Origin of the sequence: Pseudoalteromonas sp. S3776 (assembly GCF_005886915.1) — a bacterium.
Lineage (GTDB): Bacteria > Pseudomonadota > Gammaproteobacteria > Enterobacterales > Alteromonadaceae > Pseudoalteromonas.
On the sequence record NZ_PNCU01000001.1, the window covers coordinates 53,910 to 72,997 of the forward strand.

At 39.1% G+C, this 19,088-nt stretch carries 16 protein-coding genes; 8 read left to right on the forward strand and 8 right to left on the reverse strand.

What is annotated here, in order from left to right; all coding sequences use genetic code 11:
* Positions 1-43: 43 nt before the first annotated feature.
* A complete protein-coding gene (locus tag CWC16_RS00255) occupies positions 44-1,327 on the reverse strand; it encodes a cation:proton antiporter (RefSeq protein WP_138540019.1) in 1,284 nt (427 codons plus the stop codon).
* Between the two features lie 405 nt (positions 1,328-1,732).
* On the opposite strand from CWC16_RS00255, the gene yoaA reads away from it, so the two are divergent.
* The 3 genes from yoaA (at position 1,733) to CWC16_RS00270 (ending at position 4,761) form a co-directional block, all read left to right on the forward strand.
* Positions 1,733-3,649, forward strand: coding sequence for a DNA repair helicase YoaA (gene yoaA / locus CWC16_RS00260; protein WP_138540020.1), 1,917 nt, complete (start codon positions 1,733-1,735; stop codon positions 3,647-3,649).
* A 9-nt stretch (positions 3,650-3,658) separates the two neighbouring features.
* Positions 3,659-4,363, forward strand: coding sequence for a tRNA (adenosine(37)-N6)-threonylcarbamoyltransferase complex dimerization subunit type 1 TsaB (gene tsaB / locus CWC16_RS00265; protein WP_138540021.1), 705 nt, complete (start codon positions 3,659-3,661; stop codon positions 4,361-4,363).
* A gap of 68 nt (positions 4,364-4,431) precedes the next feature.
* Positions 4,432-4,761: a hypothetical protein gene (locus CWC16_RS00270; protein ID WP_055013638.1), complete on the forward strand. Its 330-nt coding sequence runs from the start codon at positions 4,432-4,434 to the stop codon at positions 4,759-4,761.
* A gap of 64 nt (positions 4,762-4,825) precedes the next feature.
* Here CWC16_RS00270 and CWC16_RS00275 read toward each other — a convergent pair whose 3' ends face one another.
* Complete coding sequence (locus CWC16_RS00275; protein WP_138540022.1) at positions 4,826-6,115, reverse strand: alkaline phosphatase; 1,290 nt, start codon at positions 6,113-6,115, stop codon at positions 4,826-4,828.
* A gap of 576 nt (positions 6,116-6,691) precedes the next feature.
* Between CWC16_RS00275 and CWC16_RS00280 the strand changes: the two genes are divergently transcribed.
* The 3 genes from CWC16_RS00280 to rnd all read left to right on the forward strand — a co-directional run bounded on the left by CWC16_RS00280 (position 6,692) and on the right by rnd (position 10,493).
* Complete coding sequence (locus CWC16_RS00280; protein ID WP_138540023.1) at positions 6,692-7,543, forward strand: alpha/beta hydrolase; 852 nt, start codon at positions 6,692-6,694, stop codon at positions 7,541-7,543.
* A gap of 115 nt (positions 7,544-7,658) precedes the next feature.
* Positions 7,659-9,311, forward strand: a complete 1,653-nt coding sequence (gene fadD / locus CWC16_RS00285) for a long-chain-fatty-acid--CoA ligase FadD (protein ID WP_138540024.1) — start codon at positions 7,659-7,661, stop codon at positions 9,309-9,311.
* 51 nt (positions 9,312-9,362) lie between these two features.
* A complete protein-coding gene (gene rnd, locus CWC16_RS00290; protein ID WP_138540025.1) occupies positions 9,363-10,493 on the forward strand; it encodes a ribonuclease D in 1,131 nt (376 codons plus the stop codon).
* Positions 10,494-10,683: 190 nt separating this feature from the next.
* Here the strand turns inward: rnd and CWC16_RS00300 are convergent, their stop codons facing one another.
* The 4 genes from CWC16_RS00300 to minC form a co-directional block, all read right to left on the reverse strand.
* Positions 10,684-12,357, reverse strand: coding sequence for an RluA family pseudouridine synthase (locus CWC16_RS00300; protein ID WP_138540026.1), 1,674 nt, complete (start codon positions 12,355-12,357; stop codon positions 10,684-10,686).
* A gap of 180 nt (positions 12,358-12,537) precedes the next feature.
* Positions 12,538-12,801: a cell division topological specificity factor MinE gene (gene minE, locus CWC16_RS00305; RefSeq protein ID WP_004586362.1), complete on the reverse strand. Its 264-nt coding sequence runs from the start codon at positions 12,799-12,801 to the stop codon at positions 12,538-12,540.
* A gap of 1 nt (position 12,802) precedes the next feature.
* Positions 12,803-13,612, reverse strand: coding sequence for a septum site-determining protein MinD (gene minD, locus CWC16_RS00310; RefSeq protein WP_024031716.1), 810 nt, complete (start codon positions 13,610-13,612; stop codon positions 12,803-12,805).
* Between the two features lie 5 nt (positions 13,613-13,617).
* Positions 13,618-14,328: a septum site-determining protein MinC gene (gene minC, locus CWC16_RS00315; protein WP_138540027.1), complete on the reverse strand. Its 711-nt coding sequence runs from the start codon at positions 14,326-14,328 to the stop codon at positions 13,618-13,620.
* Between the two features lie 155 nt (positions 14,329-14,483).
* Here minC and CWC16_RS00320 point away from each other — a divergent pair, with 155 nt between their 5' ends.
* Together CWC16_RS00320 and CWC16_RS00325 are read left to right on the forward strand one after the other, a co-directional pair.
* The gene (locus CWC16_RS00320) at positions 14,484-14,771 is read left to right on the forward strand and encodes a YcgL domain-containing protein (protein ID WP_138540028.1); all 288 of its coding nucleotides are present in this window, start codon (positions 14,484-14,486) and stop codon (positions 14,769-14,771) included.
* Positions 14,764-15,780, forward strand: a complete 1,017-nt coding sequence (locus CWC16_RS00325) for a lytic murein transglycosylase (RefSeq protein ID WP_138540029.1) — start codon at positions 14,764-14,766, stop codon at positions 15,778-15,780. Before CWC16_RS00320 ends, CWC16_RS00325 begins: the two co-directional genes overlap by 8 nt.
* A gap of 49 nt (positions 15,781-15,829) precedes the next feature.
* Here the strand turns inward: CWC16_RS00325 and CWC16_RS00330 are convergent, their stop codons facing one another.
* On the reverse strand, positions 15,830-16,381 hold the full coding sequence (locus CWC16_RS00330) for a GbsR/MarR family transcriptional regulator (RefSeq protein ID WP_055017090.1): 552 nt from the start codon (positions 16,379-16,381) through the stop codon (positions 15,830-15,832).
* Between the two features lie 155 nt (positions 16,382-16,536).
* Positions 16,537-18,954 carry a TonB-dependent receptor gene (locus tag CWC16_RS00335; protein WP_138540030.1) on the reverse strand — a complete coding sequence of 806 codons (2,418 nt, stop codon included), beginning with the start codon at positions 18,952-18,954 and terminating at the stop codon, positions 16,537-16,539.
* Positions 18,955-19,088 lie beyond the last annotated feature (134 nt).

Genomic DNA, 19,088 nt, shown 5'->3' on the forward strand with positions numbered 1-19,088 from the left:
AATAAAGGTACAAAAGCTTTATTCGCTGTGTTTAAAATTAATGTTATTTAGTTTGTTCAGCCGATTTAATACTACTTTGAATAAGCGGTGAAATAGTTAAACCTTGCACAATAATAGAGAATATAACGACAACGTAGGTAACAATAACAAGTAGGTTATGTAAGTCTGAGCCACCAATAAACACTTGTTCGCGAGGAATTGCCGCTGCCATTGCAAGTGCTAACCCTCCACGAAGGCCGCCCCACGTCAGTATTTTTACGCTGTGTTTATCGTAGGTTCTAAATCGTTTGAAAAATATAAATGGGGTTCCGACACTTATAAAGCGTGCAAGTAATACAGCAGGCACCATTAATAAACCTAAACCAATTTCACCAAGCGTGATTGGCATTGTTACTATTAACATGCCAATTATTAAAAATAAAAGTGCGTTTAGAAAGCTGTCGGTTGCATGCCAAAAATCTTTTACGTAACGTGTATCTTCTGGGCCTGTGCGCTCTGTTGCTTTAGTGCGGGTAATATTACCCATCAATATGCCGCTTGTTACCATAGCAAGTGCACCCGAAATTTCCCAAATATTTGCAGCAGCAAAACCTGCAGTAGGAATAGTTAACGTTATCAATAAACGAATATTTACATCGCGACTGTTAATAATTAAAAAGTGACCCACTAAAGCAATAGCTAAACCAAAGGCTATACCACCTAGAGCATCTACAAAAAAGAGCTCTGCTATATCGCCAAATTGTGCATCCGTACCATAAAAAGCAACCGAGAAAATAGTTGTAAATATTACCAGACCAATACCGTCGTTAAATAAAGACTCGCCTTCAACTTGCACCGATATGCCCTCTGGTGCGCGCATTTGTTTAATAATAGCCAATACGGCAATGGGATCTGTTGGGCTAATAAGTGCACCAAACAATAAACAGTATATAAACGGTACATCAAAGCCAAATAAGGCGAACAGATAAAAACTTAAATAGCCCACTATAAAAGTTGAAGCAATAGTAGAAAATAGCACTAATGCGGTTATTTCCCAGCGCTGCTTACGAAGCGCCATAAGATTAATTTCCAGTGCGCCAGCATAAAGTAAAAATCCGAGCATACCTTTGAGTAATAATTCATTAAAATTAATGCTAGAGACGATTTGGGTCATGGCCAACGCATTTTGATCGCCTAATAATTTAACGGCAAAAATCAATAATAATGAAATAACGACTGAGCCAGTTGTAATGGCAATAGTAGTTTGCATTTTGAGGATATATTGGTTTGCAAAAGCAATAAAAATTGCAATGGCAGAGAGAAAACAAATGAGATACCAAGCATTCATTGGCTAACCTTACTATTTATTTACGATAGAAAAAAAGGAAATTTTAAACCCGCGTATGGTACTCTTGTGACGATCAACTGTCACAGTGTTTATGGTGTATTTTTAGGGTTTATTATGTCTTTAAGAGACATTTGGTTGATGTAAAGTTACTCGTGTTATTTATTGTAACTTGCTATTTAATATTTGGTTTTATTTTGGTTTTGAGTATTATTATACGAGTTGGCTTATAAAAGTTATTTATAATAAATGTTTTATAGGTTGAGCCTTTTAACTGCTAGGCATTAATATTTAAAAGTAATACTAACTTTGTTTTATGGCATAAGCCCTTTCTCTAATTTTAAACATCAGCTAATACTTGCCCTTGATGTATAGCTTACGTAAAATCGCGCTATTATTTTTTGTAAAGTGACTGGTATTATCAAACAGCTGTTTAGTGCAACCGGGCCGTTAGCGTTATCTTTAGAGGGATACACGCCTCGCCAACCTCAAATTGATATGGCCGTTGCCGTTAACGATGCATTAAAAAATAGCACGCAGTTAGTGGTTGAGGCGGGAACGGGTACAGGTAAAACGTTTGCTTATTTAGCACCTGCACTTAAATCTAAGGGCAAAACGATTATCTCAACAGGCTCTAAGGCCTTGCAAGAGCAGTTATATCACCGCGATTTACCGCAACTAGTAAAAGCACTTAACGCATCTAAAAAAACCGCACTGTTAAAAGGGCGCGCAAATTACTTATGTACTTATAGGCTTAACCAACATGTGGCCCATGTACCTACTGACGATCCTGATGTTATGCATCAGCTTGCAATGGTTGCTAAATTTGCAAGTGAGACACTCTCGGGTGATTTAGCTGATTGTATTGGTATTGAAGAAGATGCAAAAGTACTGCCCTACGTTAATTCGACAGCCGATAACTGTTTAGGTAAAGAGTGCCCTGACTTTCAATCGTGTTACATACGTAAAGCGCGCCTAAATGCAGCTGAAGCGGATGTAGTTGTTATAAATCATCATTTATTTTTTGCTGATATGGCAGTAAAAGACTCTGGTTTTGCTGAGCTGATGCCCACAGCCGACGCTTATATTTTTGATGAAGCACACCAGCTTAGTGAAATTGCCAGTGACTACTTTGGGGAAAGCATTAGTACTAAAAAGCTGGTGGATTTAATTAACGATTTGCGTGCAATTTACCGTGCAGAAATTCCCGATATGCTGCAACTAGGAAAAAGCCTAAATAAGCTTGAAACCAGTGTGGCTGATTTACGTTTACAGTTTGGTGTAGATGGTAGCCGAGGAGATTGGCGTGAAAAACTCAGCGACAAACTGATTTGTGCGGCGCTGCACCGAGTAATTAGCGATTTAGACTTTGTTTATCAAGTATTAAAACTCTGCCTAGAGCGAAGCGATAAAATAGAGCACCCGTTTGAACGTACATTAGCGTTTAAAGGCCAGTTGGAGCGTGTTTTTGATACCGCTCAAACCGGATTTAGTTATTGGTACGAAACCACAAGGCGTTATTTAACGGTTAATATTACGCCGCTCAATGTCTCTGCTAAATTTGCTCAAATGATGAAAGACACTGGCGCCGGGTTTGTTTTTACCTCAGCCACGCTATCGGTTGATAATAAGCTCGATCACTTTAACGCAAGCTTAGGTATTACCCCTGCAAAGAGTATGATGGTTGACAGCCCCTTTGATTACCCTAATCAGGCGCTTTTATGCTTACCCCGATATTTGCCAGAATCGCACGCAGATAACATGCCTCATGCAATTATAAAATTAACTCTAGAGTTAATAAAATCGGCAAAAGGGCGTTGTTTTGTGCTGTTTACAAGTTATCGGATGATGCATTTGGTGGCTGAGGGATTAACCACACAAATGGACTACCCAGTTTATATGCAAGGGCAAATGTCTAAGCGTATAATACTCGAAAAATTTACGCGCCATGGTAATGCTGTATTATTAGGCACAGCCTCTTTTTGGGAAGGCGTTGATGTACGTGGTAGCACGCTAAGCTGTGTTATTATTGACAAGTTACCTTTTGCAGCACCGGATGACCCATTACTGCAAGCCAAAATGCAAGATTGCCAAATGCAAGGTAAAGACCCCTTTGCGCATATACAGTTGCCGCAAGCAGTTATTGCGCTTAAACAGGGGGTAGGGCGTTTGATACGAGATAATAAAGACAAAGGCGTGCTGGTTATTTGCGACAATCGTTTAGTAACACGCCAATATGGCCAAGTATTTTTAAAAAGCTTACCGCCGATGCGCCGCACGCGAAGCTTAGAAGATGCAAACACATTTTTAAAACACATTAACTAGAGTACTAAAATGATTAAAAGTAATATTCTTGCCCTAGACGCCTCTACAGAAGCGTTATCTATAGTTTTACACTTCAAGGGCCAAACATTTCATCATTTTGAAGAATGCCCGCAGCAACATAGTCAAAAAATACTCCCTTTAGTTGATGAGCTTCTTAATAAAGCACAGTGTAAATTAAAAGATTTAGACGTTATTGGTTTTGGCCAAGGGCCAGGGAGTTTTACCGGAGTACGCATTAGTGTTGCAATTGCACAAGGATTAGCTTATTCGGCCAACTTACCATTAGTGGGTATATCTACCTTGGCCATTATGGCCCAACAAGCGTACGAACAAATGCAGGCATCAGTAGTGTACTCTGCAATAGATGCACGCATGGGGGAAATTTATTTTGCGCAATACCAAGTAAATAACGCCCATATGCAATTGGTCAATGAAGAGTGCGTTATAAAACCTGAACTATTAAGCGAAGAACACATAAGTTGTGAAGAGCAACACGCGATTGCTGTAGGCACGGGTTTTAAAAGCTACCCTGATGCACTTAAAAGCATGAGCAATATAACCATAAATACAGATATTACATTGCCAGATGCTCGCTATATGCTTAACCATGTAGACACGGCCTTTTTAGCCGGAGACGTTGTAAAAGCAAGTGATGCACAACCTAAATATGTGCGCGATACAGTAACATGGAAAAAGCTACCGGGTCGTGAATAAGCTCAAAAGTTGCATATTGAATGTTTTTAAATCATAATTTTTAAACTGTTTATTGTTGGAAGTTATTTATGACTTTGCCAATTGGCGCTGGTTTTTTTACGGGTGATATCCCTGCAAAGGTTACCTCTACAAAAATTATACCCTCTAAACCACAAGGTTTAGCGGACGATAGCGCCAGTAATAAAACAAATACGGATTATGTAAAAAGTAGTAAAGCGGGTGTAGAGCTTGCTAATCAATACTTTAGTCAAAATACTACTAATGCAAAGTACAGCCAAACTATTTATGACCAACCAAGCCCAACAGTGAGCAAAGCGATTTCTACGTATACTGAATTTGCAAACTTAGAGCGCAGAGCAGAAGTACAAGATTTAATTGGCGTTGATATTTACGCTTAGCCCAGTAATAGTAAAAAATAAAAAGCCCGAACACAGGTTCGGGCTTTTTTATGTTTGCTGATGGCTACTGTTTAATAAAGCCAATTAGTTTATCAGCAATATCGGTATTATTTTGAGCACCACTAAAGTGCTGACTGCCTTTACCGTAAGCAAATACTTGTACATCTACAGCGGTGTGCCCGCCTGTTGTCCAGCCAGTAAAGCTGGCGTCGCTAATAATACTTTTAATGGCTAAATTAAGCGCTGTTTCGCCCATTTTTTTCGCTTGTTCAAGTTTTACCTTATTAGCCGGCGTGTATTCAATATTTGTGTTGGCGCGCCAAATAGGCTCAAGGTTATCGGCAGCGAGTAATTGCTTGGTCAGCTCGCCAGCTGTTGCTTTTACCCCTTTAATAACGTCTGTATCCCACTTATATTGTCCGTGCGCACCGAGGGTTAACCCACCAGTTGAATGATCTGCAGTAACCACTAATAAAGTATCAGGGTTTTTATCAATATAGGCTTTTGCTTTTTCAATCGACTGTGCAAAGTCATCCATTTCGGCCATGGCACAGGCTACATCGTTTGCATGACCGCACCAGTCTATTTGGCTGCCTTCAATCATGACAAAAAAGCCGTCTTTATTTTGTCCATCGAGTAAATCAAATGCTTTAGCTGTGAGCTGTGTTAAGTGATTTGAGTTAGCATCAAGCGCATAGGGCAAGCCAATTGGAGCGTACAAGCCAAGTGCAGGTATTTGCGTAATTTGGCCAAGATTTTTTATATCGTCGTTGTATTGATAGCCCGCAGCTTTAAATTCATCTACTAGGTTACGGTCTTCTCTAATAAAGTACTTCGTACCGCCACCTAACATTAAATCAACAGGCAGTTTTCCGGCAATTTTGTTATCTATGTACTCATTTGCAATCGCATCGTAATTACGACGTGATTCATTATGAGTAGCAAAACTGGCTGGCGTGGCATGATTAATTTGCGAGGTAGCCACTAACGCTGTTGTCATACCGCGCTCTTTTGCTATTTCTAACATGGTTTTTACAGGCTTTTTGTCAGTGTCGACAGCAATAGCGCCATTATAACTTTTATGACCACTGCTCAGAGCCGTTGCACCTGCAGCGCTGTCGGTAACATATGTATGATCGTCAGGGTAAGTACGCGCCATGCCTGTTAAAATAGTATCAAATACGGTCGTTTCAATCTGCTTGGTGGTTGGATCATCTTTAAAATAACGATAAGCGGTTGTATAGGCAGGACCCATTCCGTCACCAATCATATAAATTACATTTTTAGGTGCATCGCTTGCATAAACACTGCTAGATGCACATAAAAGCGCTAATAAGCTAAGTTGGTTTTTCATTTTTATCCCTATGAATGTGCTTTTAAAACAGCACCACAATTGTATATGGTTAGGGCGTGTTGAATTTGCAGCAAAATCACTAAACATGCGCTGCATAAACGATTTTATCAAAGGCGACTAAGGTTTATCGCTAGGTATTTTAGTCAGGTTGGTAATTAAACTCTCAGCGTGAATAAACTGACCCAAGGTTAAACAAGTTCAACCCGTAAAATTCAACATGCGCTTGTATAATAATGAATTGAAGTAAGAATAAAAAGCGCAGTGTACAATTCAGGCTGATTAACTGTCATTAAAATAATACAGCCATTTTTTTTATGTATGTTAATTATAAAGAAGCGAATATAGTGATGCGCATTACAAAGACGAAAAGAATTCGTGCTCATTGCATGAGATTTAATTTAGTCGGCATAACGGTGGGGGTGATAACCAATTGATAATAAATGTAATTATTAAAAGGGTAATAAAGCTTTATGGTAGATGAGTCTTTATAAATACAAAAAATACAAAATATTTTCGTATTAGAGGTCTGACAACTAGTATGTTATAAATAATGTCGCACGTAAAAAGAGGTGTCTTTTGCAGCCATTTGAAATAAAAACAAGAAATATAACCTTACGTGGTTTACAAAGGGGCCGTGGTGATGAGCTAGTTATTGCTATGCATGGCTGGCTAGATAACAGTAATACTTTCACACCTATGCTTGATAAGGTTAATCCGCAGCATACTTGGTATTGTATTGACTTTGCAGGGCATGGATTATCTGATTGGAAAAGCAGTGATGCGCATTATTATTTTGTTGATTATATTGATGATGTGTACCAAATTATAAAGGCCTTAGGAGCAACGAAGGTGCACTTAGTCGGCCACTCAATGGGGGCAATGGTTGCAGGTTTATTTGCTAGCTGTTTTAGTGAATACGTGTATTCGGTTACCTTTATTGAGGGGATTGGTTGTGTTACGACTCCATCTGACGAGGTTTGTCAGCAATTAAAAGGGGCGATACTCAATAGAGAGCGTGTTAACAATAAAAAGCGGCGCATTTATAAATCCGAATCCGCAATTATCGAAGCGCGAGCAAGTACAACAGATTTAAATAACGAACTTATCTCATTGTTGATGAGTCGTAATATTAAGAAAAGTGAACTAGGGTATGAGTTAACAACAGACCCTAAGCTTAAAAATCACTCAGGTTTTAGGTTTAATGAAGCGCAATGTATTGGTGCAATAAAGCAATTAAAAGCACCAAGCCAATTAATTTTAGGTAACCAAGGTTATTCATTTGTAAAACAAAATTTGGCCAAGTATATTAGCTATTACAACAACTTGAAGGTAATTAATGTAGATGGCGGGCATCATTGCCATATGCAAAGCAGTGGGTTATGTTTTGAGCATATTCAAGCCTTTATGCTGCAAAATGGTGCATGTTAATTGTAAATTAGCGCCAAATGTGGGATTATTCCTGCATTAGAGTATTTGCTCAATTGTTAAAGTGCCTTACTTAGATTAAGGTTAATAAAAATATAATTATAAACAGGGGCTAAGAGTGGAAAAAATCTGGCTTAAGCGCTACCCAGAAGGTATGCCTGAAACAATCGATCCTGAGCATTACAACTCGTTACTCGAAGTGTTTGAAAAAAGTTTTACCGATTACAAAGATTTACCTGCATTTACGAATATGGGTAAAACATTATCGTATGATGAAATAGATACAGCGACACAGCGTGTTGCCTCGTATATTCAAAATGATTTAGGTCTTAAAAAAGGTGACAAAGTTGCCGTAATGATGCCTAACTTGTTACAAACGCCTATTGCTATTTTAGGTATTTTACGTGCAGGGTGTGTGGTGGTTAACGTAAACCCCCTTTACACAGTACGAGAGCTTGAGCATCAACTAAAAGACTCTGACGCGTCAGCTATTTTTATACTGGCTAATTTTGCAGACACGCTTGAGAAAGCCCTTGCTAAAACAGATGTAAAACACATTGTGGTTACCCAAGTGGGCGACATGGTCGGTGGTATTAAAAAGCATATCGTTAATTTTGTGGTTAAATACATAAAAAAAATGGTACCTAGCTATAACCTGCCAAATACAATTAAGTTTTCAGATGTGTTAGCCGGTGACCCCGCAAAATATACGCGTCCAGAAATGAACTTATCTGATCTAGCCTTTTTACAATACACAGGTGGTACCACCGGCGTATCTAAAGGGGCAATGTTAAGTCATGGCAACATGGTTGGTAACCTTGAGCAAGTATCGGGCTGTTTAGATAAAGTATTAGACCGTGGTACTGAAGTGGTTGTTACTGCATTACCGCTTTATCATATATTTGCGTTAACGGCTAACTGCTTAACGTTTATGAAATACGGCGGTTTAAATGTATTAATTACAAACCCACGTGACATGCCAGCGTTTGTTAAAGAGCTTAATCAGCATAATTTTACCGCTATTACCGGTGTAAATACCCTATTTAATGGGCTGCTTAATACACCAGGGTTTGCAGAGCTTGATTTTAGTCATTTAAAAATGTCATTAGGCGGTGGCATGGCGGTACAACGTCCCGTAGCCGAAAAATGGCAAAAAGTGACTAATTCTAAATTAATGGAAGGTTATGGTTTAACCGAGTGTGCACCACTTGTGACAGTAAGCCCTTATGATTTAGAAGGTTACAATGGCTCAATTGGTTTACCTGCTCCTAATACTGAAATTAAGTTAATGCTTGAAAACGGTGAAGAGGCAGCAAAAGGTGAACCCGGTGAACTATGGGTTAAAGGTCCTCAAGTTATGTTAGGTTACTATAATCGCCCAGATGCAACCGCAGAATGTTTGCAAGATGGCTGGTTTGCCACTGGTGATATAGCCACATACGATGACGAAGGTTTCTTCTACATTGTTGACCGCAAAAAAGACATGATCATTGTATCGGGCTTTAATGTGTTCCCCAATGAGATAGAAGAAGTAGTTGCTATGCATGATGGCGTACTTGAAGTCGCCGCTATCGGCATTCCACACGATGTAAGTGGTGAACAAGTTAAAGTTTTTGTTGTTAAAAAAGACCCTTCTTTAACTGAAAAAGATATAATAAATCACTGTCGTGATAATTTAACTAACTATAAGGTGCCTAAACTCGTTGAGTTTAGGGATGAGTTACCTAAAACAAATGTAGGTAAAATTCTCAGAAGAGCCCTAAAAGATTAGTAAACTATAAAAGAGCCGGCATTAGCCGGCTTTTTTATTGTAGGAGATTAAGTGCAATACCAATTGATCGAAACACAAAATCAACTTAATACCTTTGTTGAACAAATAAGAAACAAGCCTATTTTAGCCATAGACACTGAGTTTATGCGTCGCCGTACTTTGTACCCTGAAGTTGCACTTATTCAAGTATATGATGGTGAGCACCTCGCGCTTATAGACCCACTTGCAGAACTATCGCTATTAGAATTTTGGCAAATATTAAAAGTTCCATCCGTACTAAAAGTGTTGCATTCGCCTTCAGAAGACATTGAGGTTTTTCAAAAATATGCAGGCTTTGTACCTGCTCCATTATTTGATACACAATTTGCTCTTCAGCTTTTAGGTGAAGGTAATTGTATGGGCTTTGCGCTAATGGTAAAAGAGCTATTAGGCATAGAAATAGACAAAAGTGAATCACGTACAAATTGGCTACAGCGCCCATTAACTAAAAAGCAGCTCGATTATGCAGCCGCTGACACCTTTCATTTATTGCCTTGTTTTGAACTAATAATTGAGCGTATCAATAAAGCTGAGTTATTTGATATTGTAATAAATGAGAGCGAGTTAATTGCAAATAAACGCGCCTTTCAAACCCCAGATGAGCTGCTTTATAAAGATATAAAAAACGCATGGCAACTAAAACCGCACGAGCTAGCGGTATTGAAAGAATTAGCTGTATGGCGTCGTAATAAAGCTATTCGTAAAAATTTAGCGCTTAACTTTGTGCTTAAAGAGCACAACATGACGGAAATTGCTAAGCGTGGCCCTTCGAGCTTAAATACGCTAAGACAAATTCCGGGTGTTGAATCGATGGAAGTAAATCGCTCAGGGGTCGAAATTCTAAAGTGTATTGAAAAAGCCAAAGCCCTGCCAGTTGATCAGCATCCACCAGTGCTTAAACGTTTAATCGATTTTCCGGCTTATAAAAAAGTGGCTAAAGACATTAAACAAAAAATCACTAAAATAGCGAAAGAGCAGGGCATACCAGAGGATGTAATGGCCTCTAAAAAGCAAATTAATCAGCTTATTAGCTGGAATTGGAAACTCACCAATGACCAAAAGGTAAATCATATTAAACCTGATTTACTTAATTCTTGGCGCTACAGTTTTGTTAAAGATGTGCTTAAAGAGTGGGACAATTAAACCCACTTCTTAAGCGAACAGGCTATGTTATACCAATTCGTAATAATATTTAATCATTTTTAGGGGCTAAACGTGTCGCTATCTGCGTTAAAAAATTCTCATTTAGAACAACTAAATAGCGATTTTTTTGCCTTGCTATCAACACGTTTTTCCATCCTCAAAATAGATCACTTAATTATGCGAATTGGTATTAAAAATCGGGCGCTACGCTAAATGTTAAACGTTTATGGGTAATAGGGTGATCTAACGCCAAATACTCGGCATGTAAATGTAACCTGTTGGCTTTTTTACCATAATGTGTGTCACCGATAATAGGCATATTCAGCCCTAAGTGATGAGCGCAGTGTACCCTAAGTTGGTGAGTGCGCCCTGTTTTAGGATAGAGCTGTAGGCGTGTAATATTGTTTTTACGTTCAAGCACTTGCCATGTAGTAAGTGCGGGTTTGCCGTTTTTATAACACACAAGTTGGCGTGGCTTATCGTCAAAATCAAGTCGTAATGGTAGTTCTATTTTGCCACTGTCTTGTGGCACTGTACCATCAACTAATGCAATGTAACGTTTATCAATGGTGCGGGCAATAAATTGCTTTTGGAGTGCTTTGTGGGCGCGTTTATTAAGGGCCACAACGAGTAAACCTGATGTAGACATATCTAGTCTGTGTACAATTAACGGGCCTGTAGCGTGCGGAAATTGCGTTTGAATACGCAAATACACTGAATCTTCAATATTGATCCCAGGTACAGATAAAAATTCGCTTGGCTTATTTACAATAACAATATCATCGTCTTGATAGACTATGGGCAGCGTTTTACCTTCAGCAGGGTTAACGAGTAGTGGGTTATCTTCTATGCTAAGGCCTTTTAACATATGCGATAAAATAGGTTGGCATTTACTGTAGCAAGAAGGGTAATAGTTTTTATGTTGGCGTACCGCCGATTTTGGAGAGCCGCCCCACCAAAATTCGGCCATGGCTAGCGGCTTTAAATTATTAAGATAAGCGTATTGTAATAGCTTGGGCGCTGCGCAATCGCCTGCACCTGATGGCGGAGTATGCTCTGGCAAAGCTGCAAATATAGCGTTGAGATCTTTAATCTCATGATTGGCATTTAAAAATTGATACTGGGCAAATAACTGTTTTTGTAGGTTTTTAGATAAAACTTTACGGCGTTTTTTTAACTGTTTTATTTCATCGTAAAGGCTATTAAGCGTCTGCTGTTGCTGAGTTATTTTATCGCGCCAGTGATCTTTTATGCTTTGATAGTGTTTTTTATCTTCTATGCTTTGTTTTGCCAGTTCATTCAAGCTTGCTTGTTGTTCAGGCGTTATTGCATCGCTGTGCTCAATCGCAAGTGCACTGCGCGCCTCTTTACGTGCTTTTCTGTTGGCTTGCATTACGCTTTGTTGCGCTTGTAACTGCTGCTCAAATTTTTCTGTATCTCGACTTAACGATGCCGATAATTTATTTAATGTACTGGCATTTTCAAGGGCATGTATCTGTGTGTTTATTTCGTTAATTATTTTACTTTCTTTCAAATAACCCACATCCTCCAATGCCATTGTGGATACATTAGGTACACATTTTATCTCAGAACTTAAATTTTCAAGTTGCCCTGAATAAGCCGATAAAAAGCCAATTTGTTTTTGTGGGTTTTGTACAACTAGTACACCAAACATCTTTCCGTCATTGTGGTGATTATTTTCATCATACGGTAGATGCGTTGCCAGCTGCTGCTGTAATTGCTTTGATGCCAAAACGCTAAGTTCGTGGGGCTGATAATAAAATGGAAACGTAAATTTCTCTGGCAGAGCTATATTATCTATTGATTGAGAAAACGAGGTAAAACAAGGCGGGGGATTAAACATAGCAATTGCGAATACATAACGAAATAGTGGCTACATATTACCACATTCATTGTTTATAAGTGATCAAAAGCGATTATCAGCTTAAATAATCTAAACACACGCGCTCACTAACCTTTCTATAAACGTAAGGTTTAGTTAAAAATGAAAAAAGCGGCAGTTTAAATGCCGCTTTTTGCTGTACTACTTTTTTTCTTCGTCAGGCAATGTCACATTGAGCTCAAGTACCGCTAAATCATCTTCGTTTTGATCAAACTGTACCTGCACTGCATCAGTGTTTACGTTCACGTATTTACGGATCACATCTAAAATATCTTGTTTTAATTGTGGTAAGTAATCCGGCGTTCCGCGTTGAGAACGTTCGTGCGCGACAATGATCTGCAATCGCTCTTTTGCTAATGACGCGCTATTTTTCTTTTCTGAGCGGAAGTAGTCAAGTAAAGACACATTAACCTCCAAAAATCCGTTTAAATAAGCCTTTCTTCTCAACGTCTAAGAAGCGAAAATCGACTGTTTCACCTAATAAGCGATTAATTGCATCAGCGTAAGCTTGCCCTGCATCTGAATCACCATCAAGTATCACCGGTTGCCCTGAGTTAGACGCACTTAATACCGCTTGCGACTCAGGAATAACACCAAGTAATGGAATCGATAGAATATCTTTAACATCTTCTACCGATAGCATTTCACCTTTTTCAACACGCTCAGGGTTGTAGCGTGTTAATAAAAGGTGCTCTTTAATATTTTCTAGGCCTTCTTCAGCACGTTTAGACTTGCTGTGTAAAATACCTAAAATTCTGTCTGAATCTCGAACAGAAGACACTTCCGGGTTTGTTGTAACAATTGCTTCATCAGCAAAGTACATCGCCATCATTGCACCGGCTTCTATACCTGCAGGTGAGTCACACACAATGTAGTCAAAGTCTTCTTTTAATTCGTTTAATACGCGCTCTACGCCTTCACGGGTAAGGGCGTCTTTATCACGTGTTTGTGATGCAGGTAGTAAAAACAATTTTTCAACGCGTTTATCTTTAATAAGCGCCTGATTTAAATTGGCTTCGCCATTAATTACGTTTACAAAATCATAAACTACGCGGCGCTCACACCCCATAATCAAATCTAGATTACGTAAACCAATATCAAAATCGATAATAACTGTTTTATAGCCTTTTAAAGCTAAACCGGTGCCTATTGCAGCACTTGATGTTGTTTTACCAACACCGCCTTTACCAGAGGTAACGACAATTACTTTTGCCATGAGATTTATCCTTTAACCAAAGCTGAAATTTCTAATGATTCGTTTTTTTGTTGTATTTGTACTGCATTGCCCCAGTGCTCACCTTGTAATGAGTCGCTGATCCAATAATTGCCATCAATTGAAACTAATTCGGCTTCAAGTTTTTGGCAATAAATGCAGGCGTCTTTTGTCCCTTTAGCACCTGCAATAGCGCGCCCGCGTAGGGTGCCATAAATATGCACATTTCCATCGGCTATTACTTCTGCGCCATGGCTGACCGCACCGAGTACAATTAAGTCTCTATCTTTTGCATAAACTTGTTGCCCTGAGCGCACCGTACCATTAATTACTTGCGCAGGCAGGTATACGTTTTTTTCAACAATAGAGGTATTGGGTGCCTCTTGTTGTTTAACAGGGGCACTTTTAGCATCTTGAGAGTAATTAAGTACTGATAGGCCGGCGGCTTTAGCTTGGGTGTGTTGCTCATCTGAGCCATTACATACACCTACTGCATTAAAGCTCATACGCTCAATGAGAGACTTTAAATGGTCAAAATCAAGTGAGCTGTTTTTAATTTCTTCTAAATTAACAACAATAGGCGCTCCTTCAAAAAAACGAGGAGCTTGGGCTATTTTTACATACAACTGTTCTGCTAAAAGGGCAATATCAGTGCTATAAAGATGCAATACTGATAACGTAAAAAGATTCCCTTTTAGTTCAAAAATTTGTTCCGACATACACGCTCAATTGATTTGTCTGATTAGAAATTAATTTTAGATAAACGTAGGCTGAATAAGGCCTTTAATGAAATTTCTAATCTAATTTTTCTAACTTATTATTACTCTCATGTTATAGTGTGCGGCAATGTTAAGCAAGATTAAATAGGGCCATTATGCTCACTGCGGTATATAAAAGTAAGAAAAAAGCGGATACCTTCTTATTTGTTAAAAAAAGAGATGATTTTAGTAAAGTGCCTGAACCTTTACTGGCAATGTTTGGTCAACCTATTTATGTAATGATCATTAACTTAGCAAAGCGAGATCATTTAGGCGGTGCCGACCTTGAAACTGTAAAAGAGGCTTTAGCCGATCCCGATAAAGGCTACTATTTGCAAATTCCACCGCCACAAGAAAATTTACTTAGCCAATTACGAAAAGAAAACGGAGTTGATAGTGATTAAAAAGTTAGCCGTAATTTTATGCTCAGTGTGTTTAAGTGGCTCTGTAGTCGCTAAAACACAGGCCGAATTTCAAACTTATTTAAGTGATTTAAAACAAGAGGCCATTGCTAAAGGGTACGATAGCAAATTAATAGACAAGGCATTTGCCACTGCGTCTTACAAAGAAAAAGTCGTATCGGCTGATAAAAACCAGCCTGAGGTAAAAGAAACCCTTGAAACTTACTTACCAAAACGTGTACCACAATGGAAAATTGATCGTGCTCGTAAGCTCTATGCAGAAAATAAAGACGTACTAGAGCAAGTAGCTAAAGAATATGGCGTTCAAGCACGCTTTATAGTGGCATTATGGGGCCTTGAAAGTAACTTTGGCACAATCCAAGGTGGCCATAATGTTATTTCATCACTTGTTACGCTTGCCTTTGACGGACGACGTGAAGCACTTTATAAGCGCCAGCTTTGGGCGGCATTAGATATTTTAAAATCAGGCCATATTACGCTTGATAAATTTAAAGGCTCTTGGGCTGGGGCTATGGGGCAGACGCAGTTTATGCCTACCTCATTTAACGCCTACGCAGTTGATTACAACAACGACGGCCGAAAAGATATTTGGACCACCAAAGAGGATGCATTTGCATCAATTGCCAATTATTTAAAACAAGAGGGCTGGAATGACTCACTTACTTGGGGTCGCCAAGTAAAGCTACCTGAAAACTTTGACAGTCAATATGTTCTTAAGCGTGGCACTAAAACGCGCAAGCAATGGTTAGAGTACTGGAACGACTCAGAGCGCTCGTTAGCTGAGTGGCAAGCTTTAGGTGTTCGCAGAGCCGATGGTTCAGATTTACCTAATGTAGATGTACGTGCCGCACTGGTAATGCCAGACGATATTAATGGGCGTATGTACTTAGCGTATGATAACTACAAAGTGTTTATGCACTGGAATCGTTCGTATTACTTTGCCACCAGCGTGGGGTACTTATCAGATAGAATTGGTTATCCAAAAATATAACTTATACGCTGCTATGTAATAAAAAAAGCCGCGATGCGGCTTTTTTTGTTTAATCATGATCTTTTTTAAAAATTTTGTCTTTCAAATCGATTACCTTGCCAATGCCAGAGCCTAGTTTCATAAGCTTATTTAGTTGCTCTGGGCTTAAACGTTGTAATTCTGACGACCACTTAGTAACTGTTTCCAGCAAGTTATGGATTTCACTCATTTGCTTTTGTGCGTATAGCTCTTCTTCATTACTGGCTTCATCGAGTAAGTTATCCCGAAGAAGACTAAGTGTAGGGTCTATTTCACGTTTTTTTCGCTCTTCAAATACACGGTTTGCCATATCCCAAATTTCACCCGCAGGGGCGTAATACTCTTTACGATCGCCAGGTATGTGGTGTACTTTTATTAACTGCCAAGATTGCAGCTCTTTAATACCCATACTCACATTACCACGAGAGATACTTAATGCATCGGCAATTTCGTTCGCGGTCATTGGCTCTTTGGTGATGATTAGCAAACCACACATTTGACCAATCGTACGATTGAAACCCCAGCGGCTGCCCATCTCACCACAATGCATGACAAAGGCTAAATTTTTTTCAGATAGACTCATAGCTTTTTAAGTTTCAGTAAATTCAGAAAGTAATGCTAGCACGCTTATAAATTATAGCAACGCTTAGCTAGGTATCTTTTTAGAGCACTAAATGGGGAATAAGTTTAATTTACTCCTACTTATTTTAGTAGGAGTAAATTAATTGCCTAGATGGGTTAAAGTGTGTAGCTAAAGCTTAGTTTAGCGTTACGCTCTTCGCCTGGCATGCCACCTAAAAACATGGCTTTAGAGTAGTACTTTTTATTAAACAAGTTATTTAAATTAAGCTGCATATGCCATTTATCGGTCGTGTACGATACCGCAGCATCGTAAACTGTGTAGCTTGGTACATAGCCATCAGGAATACTAAATGAACTTGAGTTCGTGCTTCTGTTATCTACAAATGTAATACCGCCACTGATATTAACAGCCTCTGGTAAATTAAACATATCTGCGTAGTAGGTAACCCACGTACTAGCAGTTACATATGGCACACCTTTTTGACGCGTATCGTAGCTGCTGCTATTTGGATTAGATTTATCGCGTGCATCTTGGTATACACCGTTTATATTTACTTTCCATTGCTCATTTAAATGTGCATTTAAATCAAGCTCTACACCTTTAGTTTGTTCTTCGCCATCGTAGTAGCTTTCTACTACATCAGGGCCTGATACACCGGCTTCATAAAGTGGGTTAGCGTATTCTAAATTAGTACGTGCGCTTTCAAATATCACAAGTGATGCTAATAATTGATCATCAAATGCTTTAAATCTAAAGCCTAAATCGTTACTAATAGACTCTGAATCTTCACGGTCGGCTTCATTGCCTGCTACTGAACCAAGTACACTGTAAGCAGTGCGTCCTTTAGCATGGTTAATAAATACCGAAAAGTCTTCAGTTGGTTGATATGTTGCGCCTAAGTTATACGTTAAGCCACTGTCAGATGTGTTTGCTTCAGGCGTTGGCTCAGCGCGGCTTGAGCTATAACGCTCATCTACGCCAAAGTGCTCATACGTTTGCTTAATACGATTATACGCCACACCTACACGCGTAGTAAGCGCATCAGTTATGTAGCCTACATGTTGAATACCTAAACCCCATGCCTGTACTTTTTTATTATAGTCACTGGTTTTAAGTGGGTCGTAGTCGTCAAAGTTACCTGTTGGCCAATTTGGCGAGCGCATATCATAAATATACGGTAATGTGCCTTGGTAAAGTACTTCGCCTTCGCTGTCATAAATAACTTTGTCTGCATCGTAAATAGAGTACTGCTTAAAGCGAATGTCTCTGTCTTCGTAGTTTGCATTAACGAGTAGTTCGTTATCAATGTCACCAAGCATAAAGTCATAGCGTAAATCTAAAAAGTACTGCCAAGATTTTTCATCAGCTTCTACTTGGCGATATTCTTGGCGACGAGCAGCAAATGGGTATAATTCGCCGTCTTCTACTAATGGGGCACGTGGGTCATTATTAATAATGCCATCACGTGTTGAATACACGTAGTTAAACGCACCCGTTTGACGCGCAAAGCTTGATGTGTAATTACGGTATTGTAGTTGTTGATTTAAAAATAAATCATCGGTAATGAAGTAATTATGCGTTAGCTTAAAGCGAAGCTCTTCACCTTCATTGTCATCTGCCATTGGAGAAATGATACCGTTAGTACCAAAATCATATGGTGTAAGTCCGTCGGTTGCTGAAAGTGAATTAGCAAGTTGTTCCTGTTGCGCCGCAGTGAGTTGTACACCGTTGCCTGAAGGATCATTTGCTAAATCGGCACCGGTTACTTCACCCGCAGTTAGCCCATTGGCGGTCTCTGCGTTATAAATTCGAATAGGGTGGCCGATAGAGTCAACCGCGATAGAATCTTTTATGTAAGCGGCAGAGAGCATGATGTCTTGCTTGTCACTAAGCACATACTTAAGTGAGGTATACAGCTCGTCTCTGTCTTCTTTTAAATCACGAAAGCCATCGCTTGAGGCCGTTTTAGCCATTACGCGGTAGGCTAAGTCATCAGTAATTGCATTGGTGCTATCAAAAGCAAGTGAATAGCTATCCCATTGACCAAGCTCAGCAGAAATTTTATGTTTTTCTTCAAATTCTGGCTTTTTTTCAATTAGGTTAATCACACCGCCTGCACTACCAATGCCATATAAACCCGTAGCCGGGCCTTTAAGTACTTCAACCGACTCAACATTAGTAAGTGAACGCGTTGGGTTGAATGTATTTCCTAAGCCGGCACCGCCGTACATGCCATCGTAGGTATAGTTAGCATCAAGGCCACGAATAACTAAATTGTCGCCTATACCGTAGTTATTACCAGCTTGAGTTAAACCACTCACGTTACGTACAAGTTCTTGGAGGCTATCTACACCTTGTGACTCTATGAGTTCACGGTCAATGATTACAACCGGTGCCGGTGTTTCCATTAACGACATATCAGACTTCGTAGCAAGACCTGAGCTCATTACAACTTGATTTTGCTTTTCGTAAACACTAATGCGTTCTATGTCTTTTTCAGCTGTTGTTGCAGCAACAGCTAACGATGAGTTTAAACACGCAAGTGTAACAAGAGAGTATTTGAATTTTTTCATGTTGATAATAATTCGCATTTATTAAAGTATGCGAATAGTAATAGTTATTATTCGTTAAGTGAATAAAAAAGTCTAAAAAAGTGAAATTAATTGCGAGGTAGGTGAGTAATTGTTCAAAAAGGTAAATTTAAGGT

What these genes read in the sequence shown, in the direction of transcription:
- CWC16_RS00330 (WP_055017090.1), bottom strand. Translation starts at nt 16,381, where the DNA reads ATGAGTCTATCTGAAAAAAATTTAGCCTTTGTCATGCATTGTGGTGAG.
- CWC16_RS00275 (WP_138540022.1), bottom strand. Translation starts at nt 6,115, where the DNA reads ATGAAAAACCAACTTAGCTTATTAGCGCTTTTATGTGCATCTAGCAGT.
- minD (WP_024031716.1), bottom strand. Translation starts at nt 13,612, where the DNA reads ATGGCAAAAGTAATTGTCGTTACCTCTGGTAAAGGCGGTGTTGGTAAA.
- tsaB (WP_138540021.1), top strand. Translation starts at nt 3,659, where the DNA reads ATGATTAAAAGTAATATTCTTGCCCTAGACGCCTCTACAGAAGCGTTA.
- CWC16_RS00335 (WP_138540030.1), bottom strand. Translation starts at nt 18,954, where the DNA reads ATGAAAAAATTCAAATACTCTCTTGTTACACTTGCGTGTTTAAACTCA.
- CWC16_RS00320 (WP_138540028.1), top strand. Translation starts at nt 14,484, where the DNA reads ATGCTCACTGCGGTATATAAAAGTAAGAAAAAAGCGGATACCTTCTTA.
- CWC16_RS00255 (WP_138540019.1), bottom strand. Translation starts at nt 1,327, where the DNA reads ATGAATGCTTGGTATCTCATTTGTTTTCTCTCTGCCATTGCAATTTTT.
- minC (WP_138540027.1), bottom strand. Translation starts at nt 14,328, where the DNA reads ATGTCGGAACAAATTTTTGAACTAAAAGGGAATCTTTTTACGTTATCA.
- CWC16_RS00270 (WP_055013638.1), top strand. Translation starts at nt 4,432, where the DNA reads ATGACTTTGCCAATTGGCGCTGGTTTTTTTACGGGTGATATCCCTGCA.
- CWC16_RS00300 (WP_138540026.1), bottom strand. Translation starts at nt 12,357, where the DNA reads ATGTTTAATCCCCCGCCTTGTTTTACCTCGTTTTCTCAATCAATAGAT.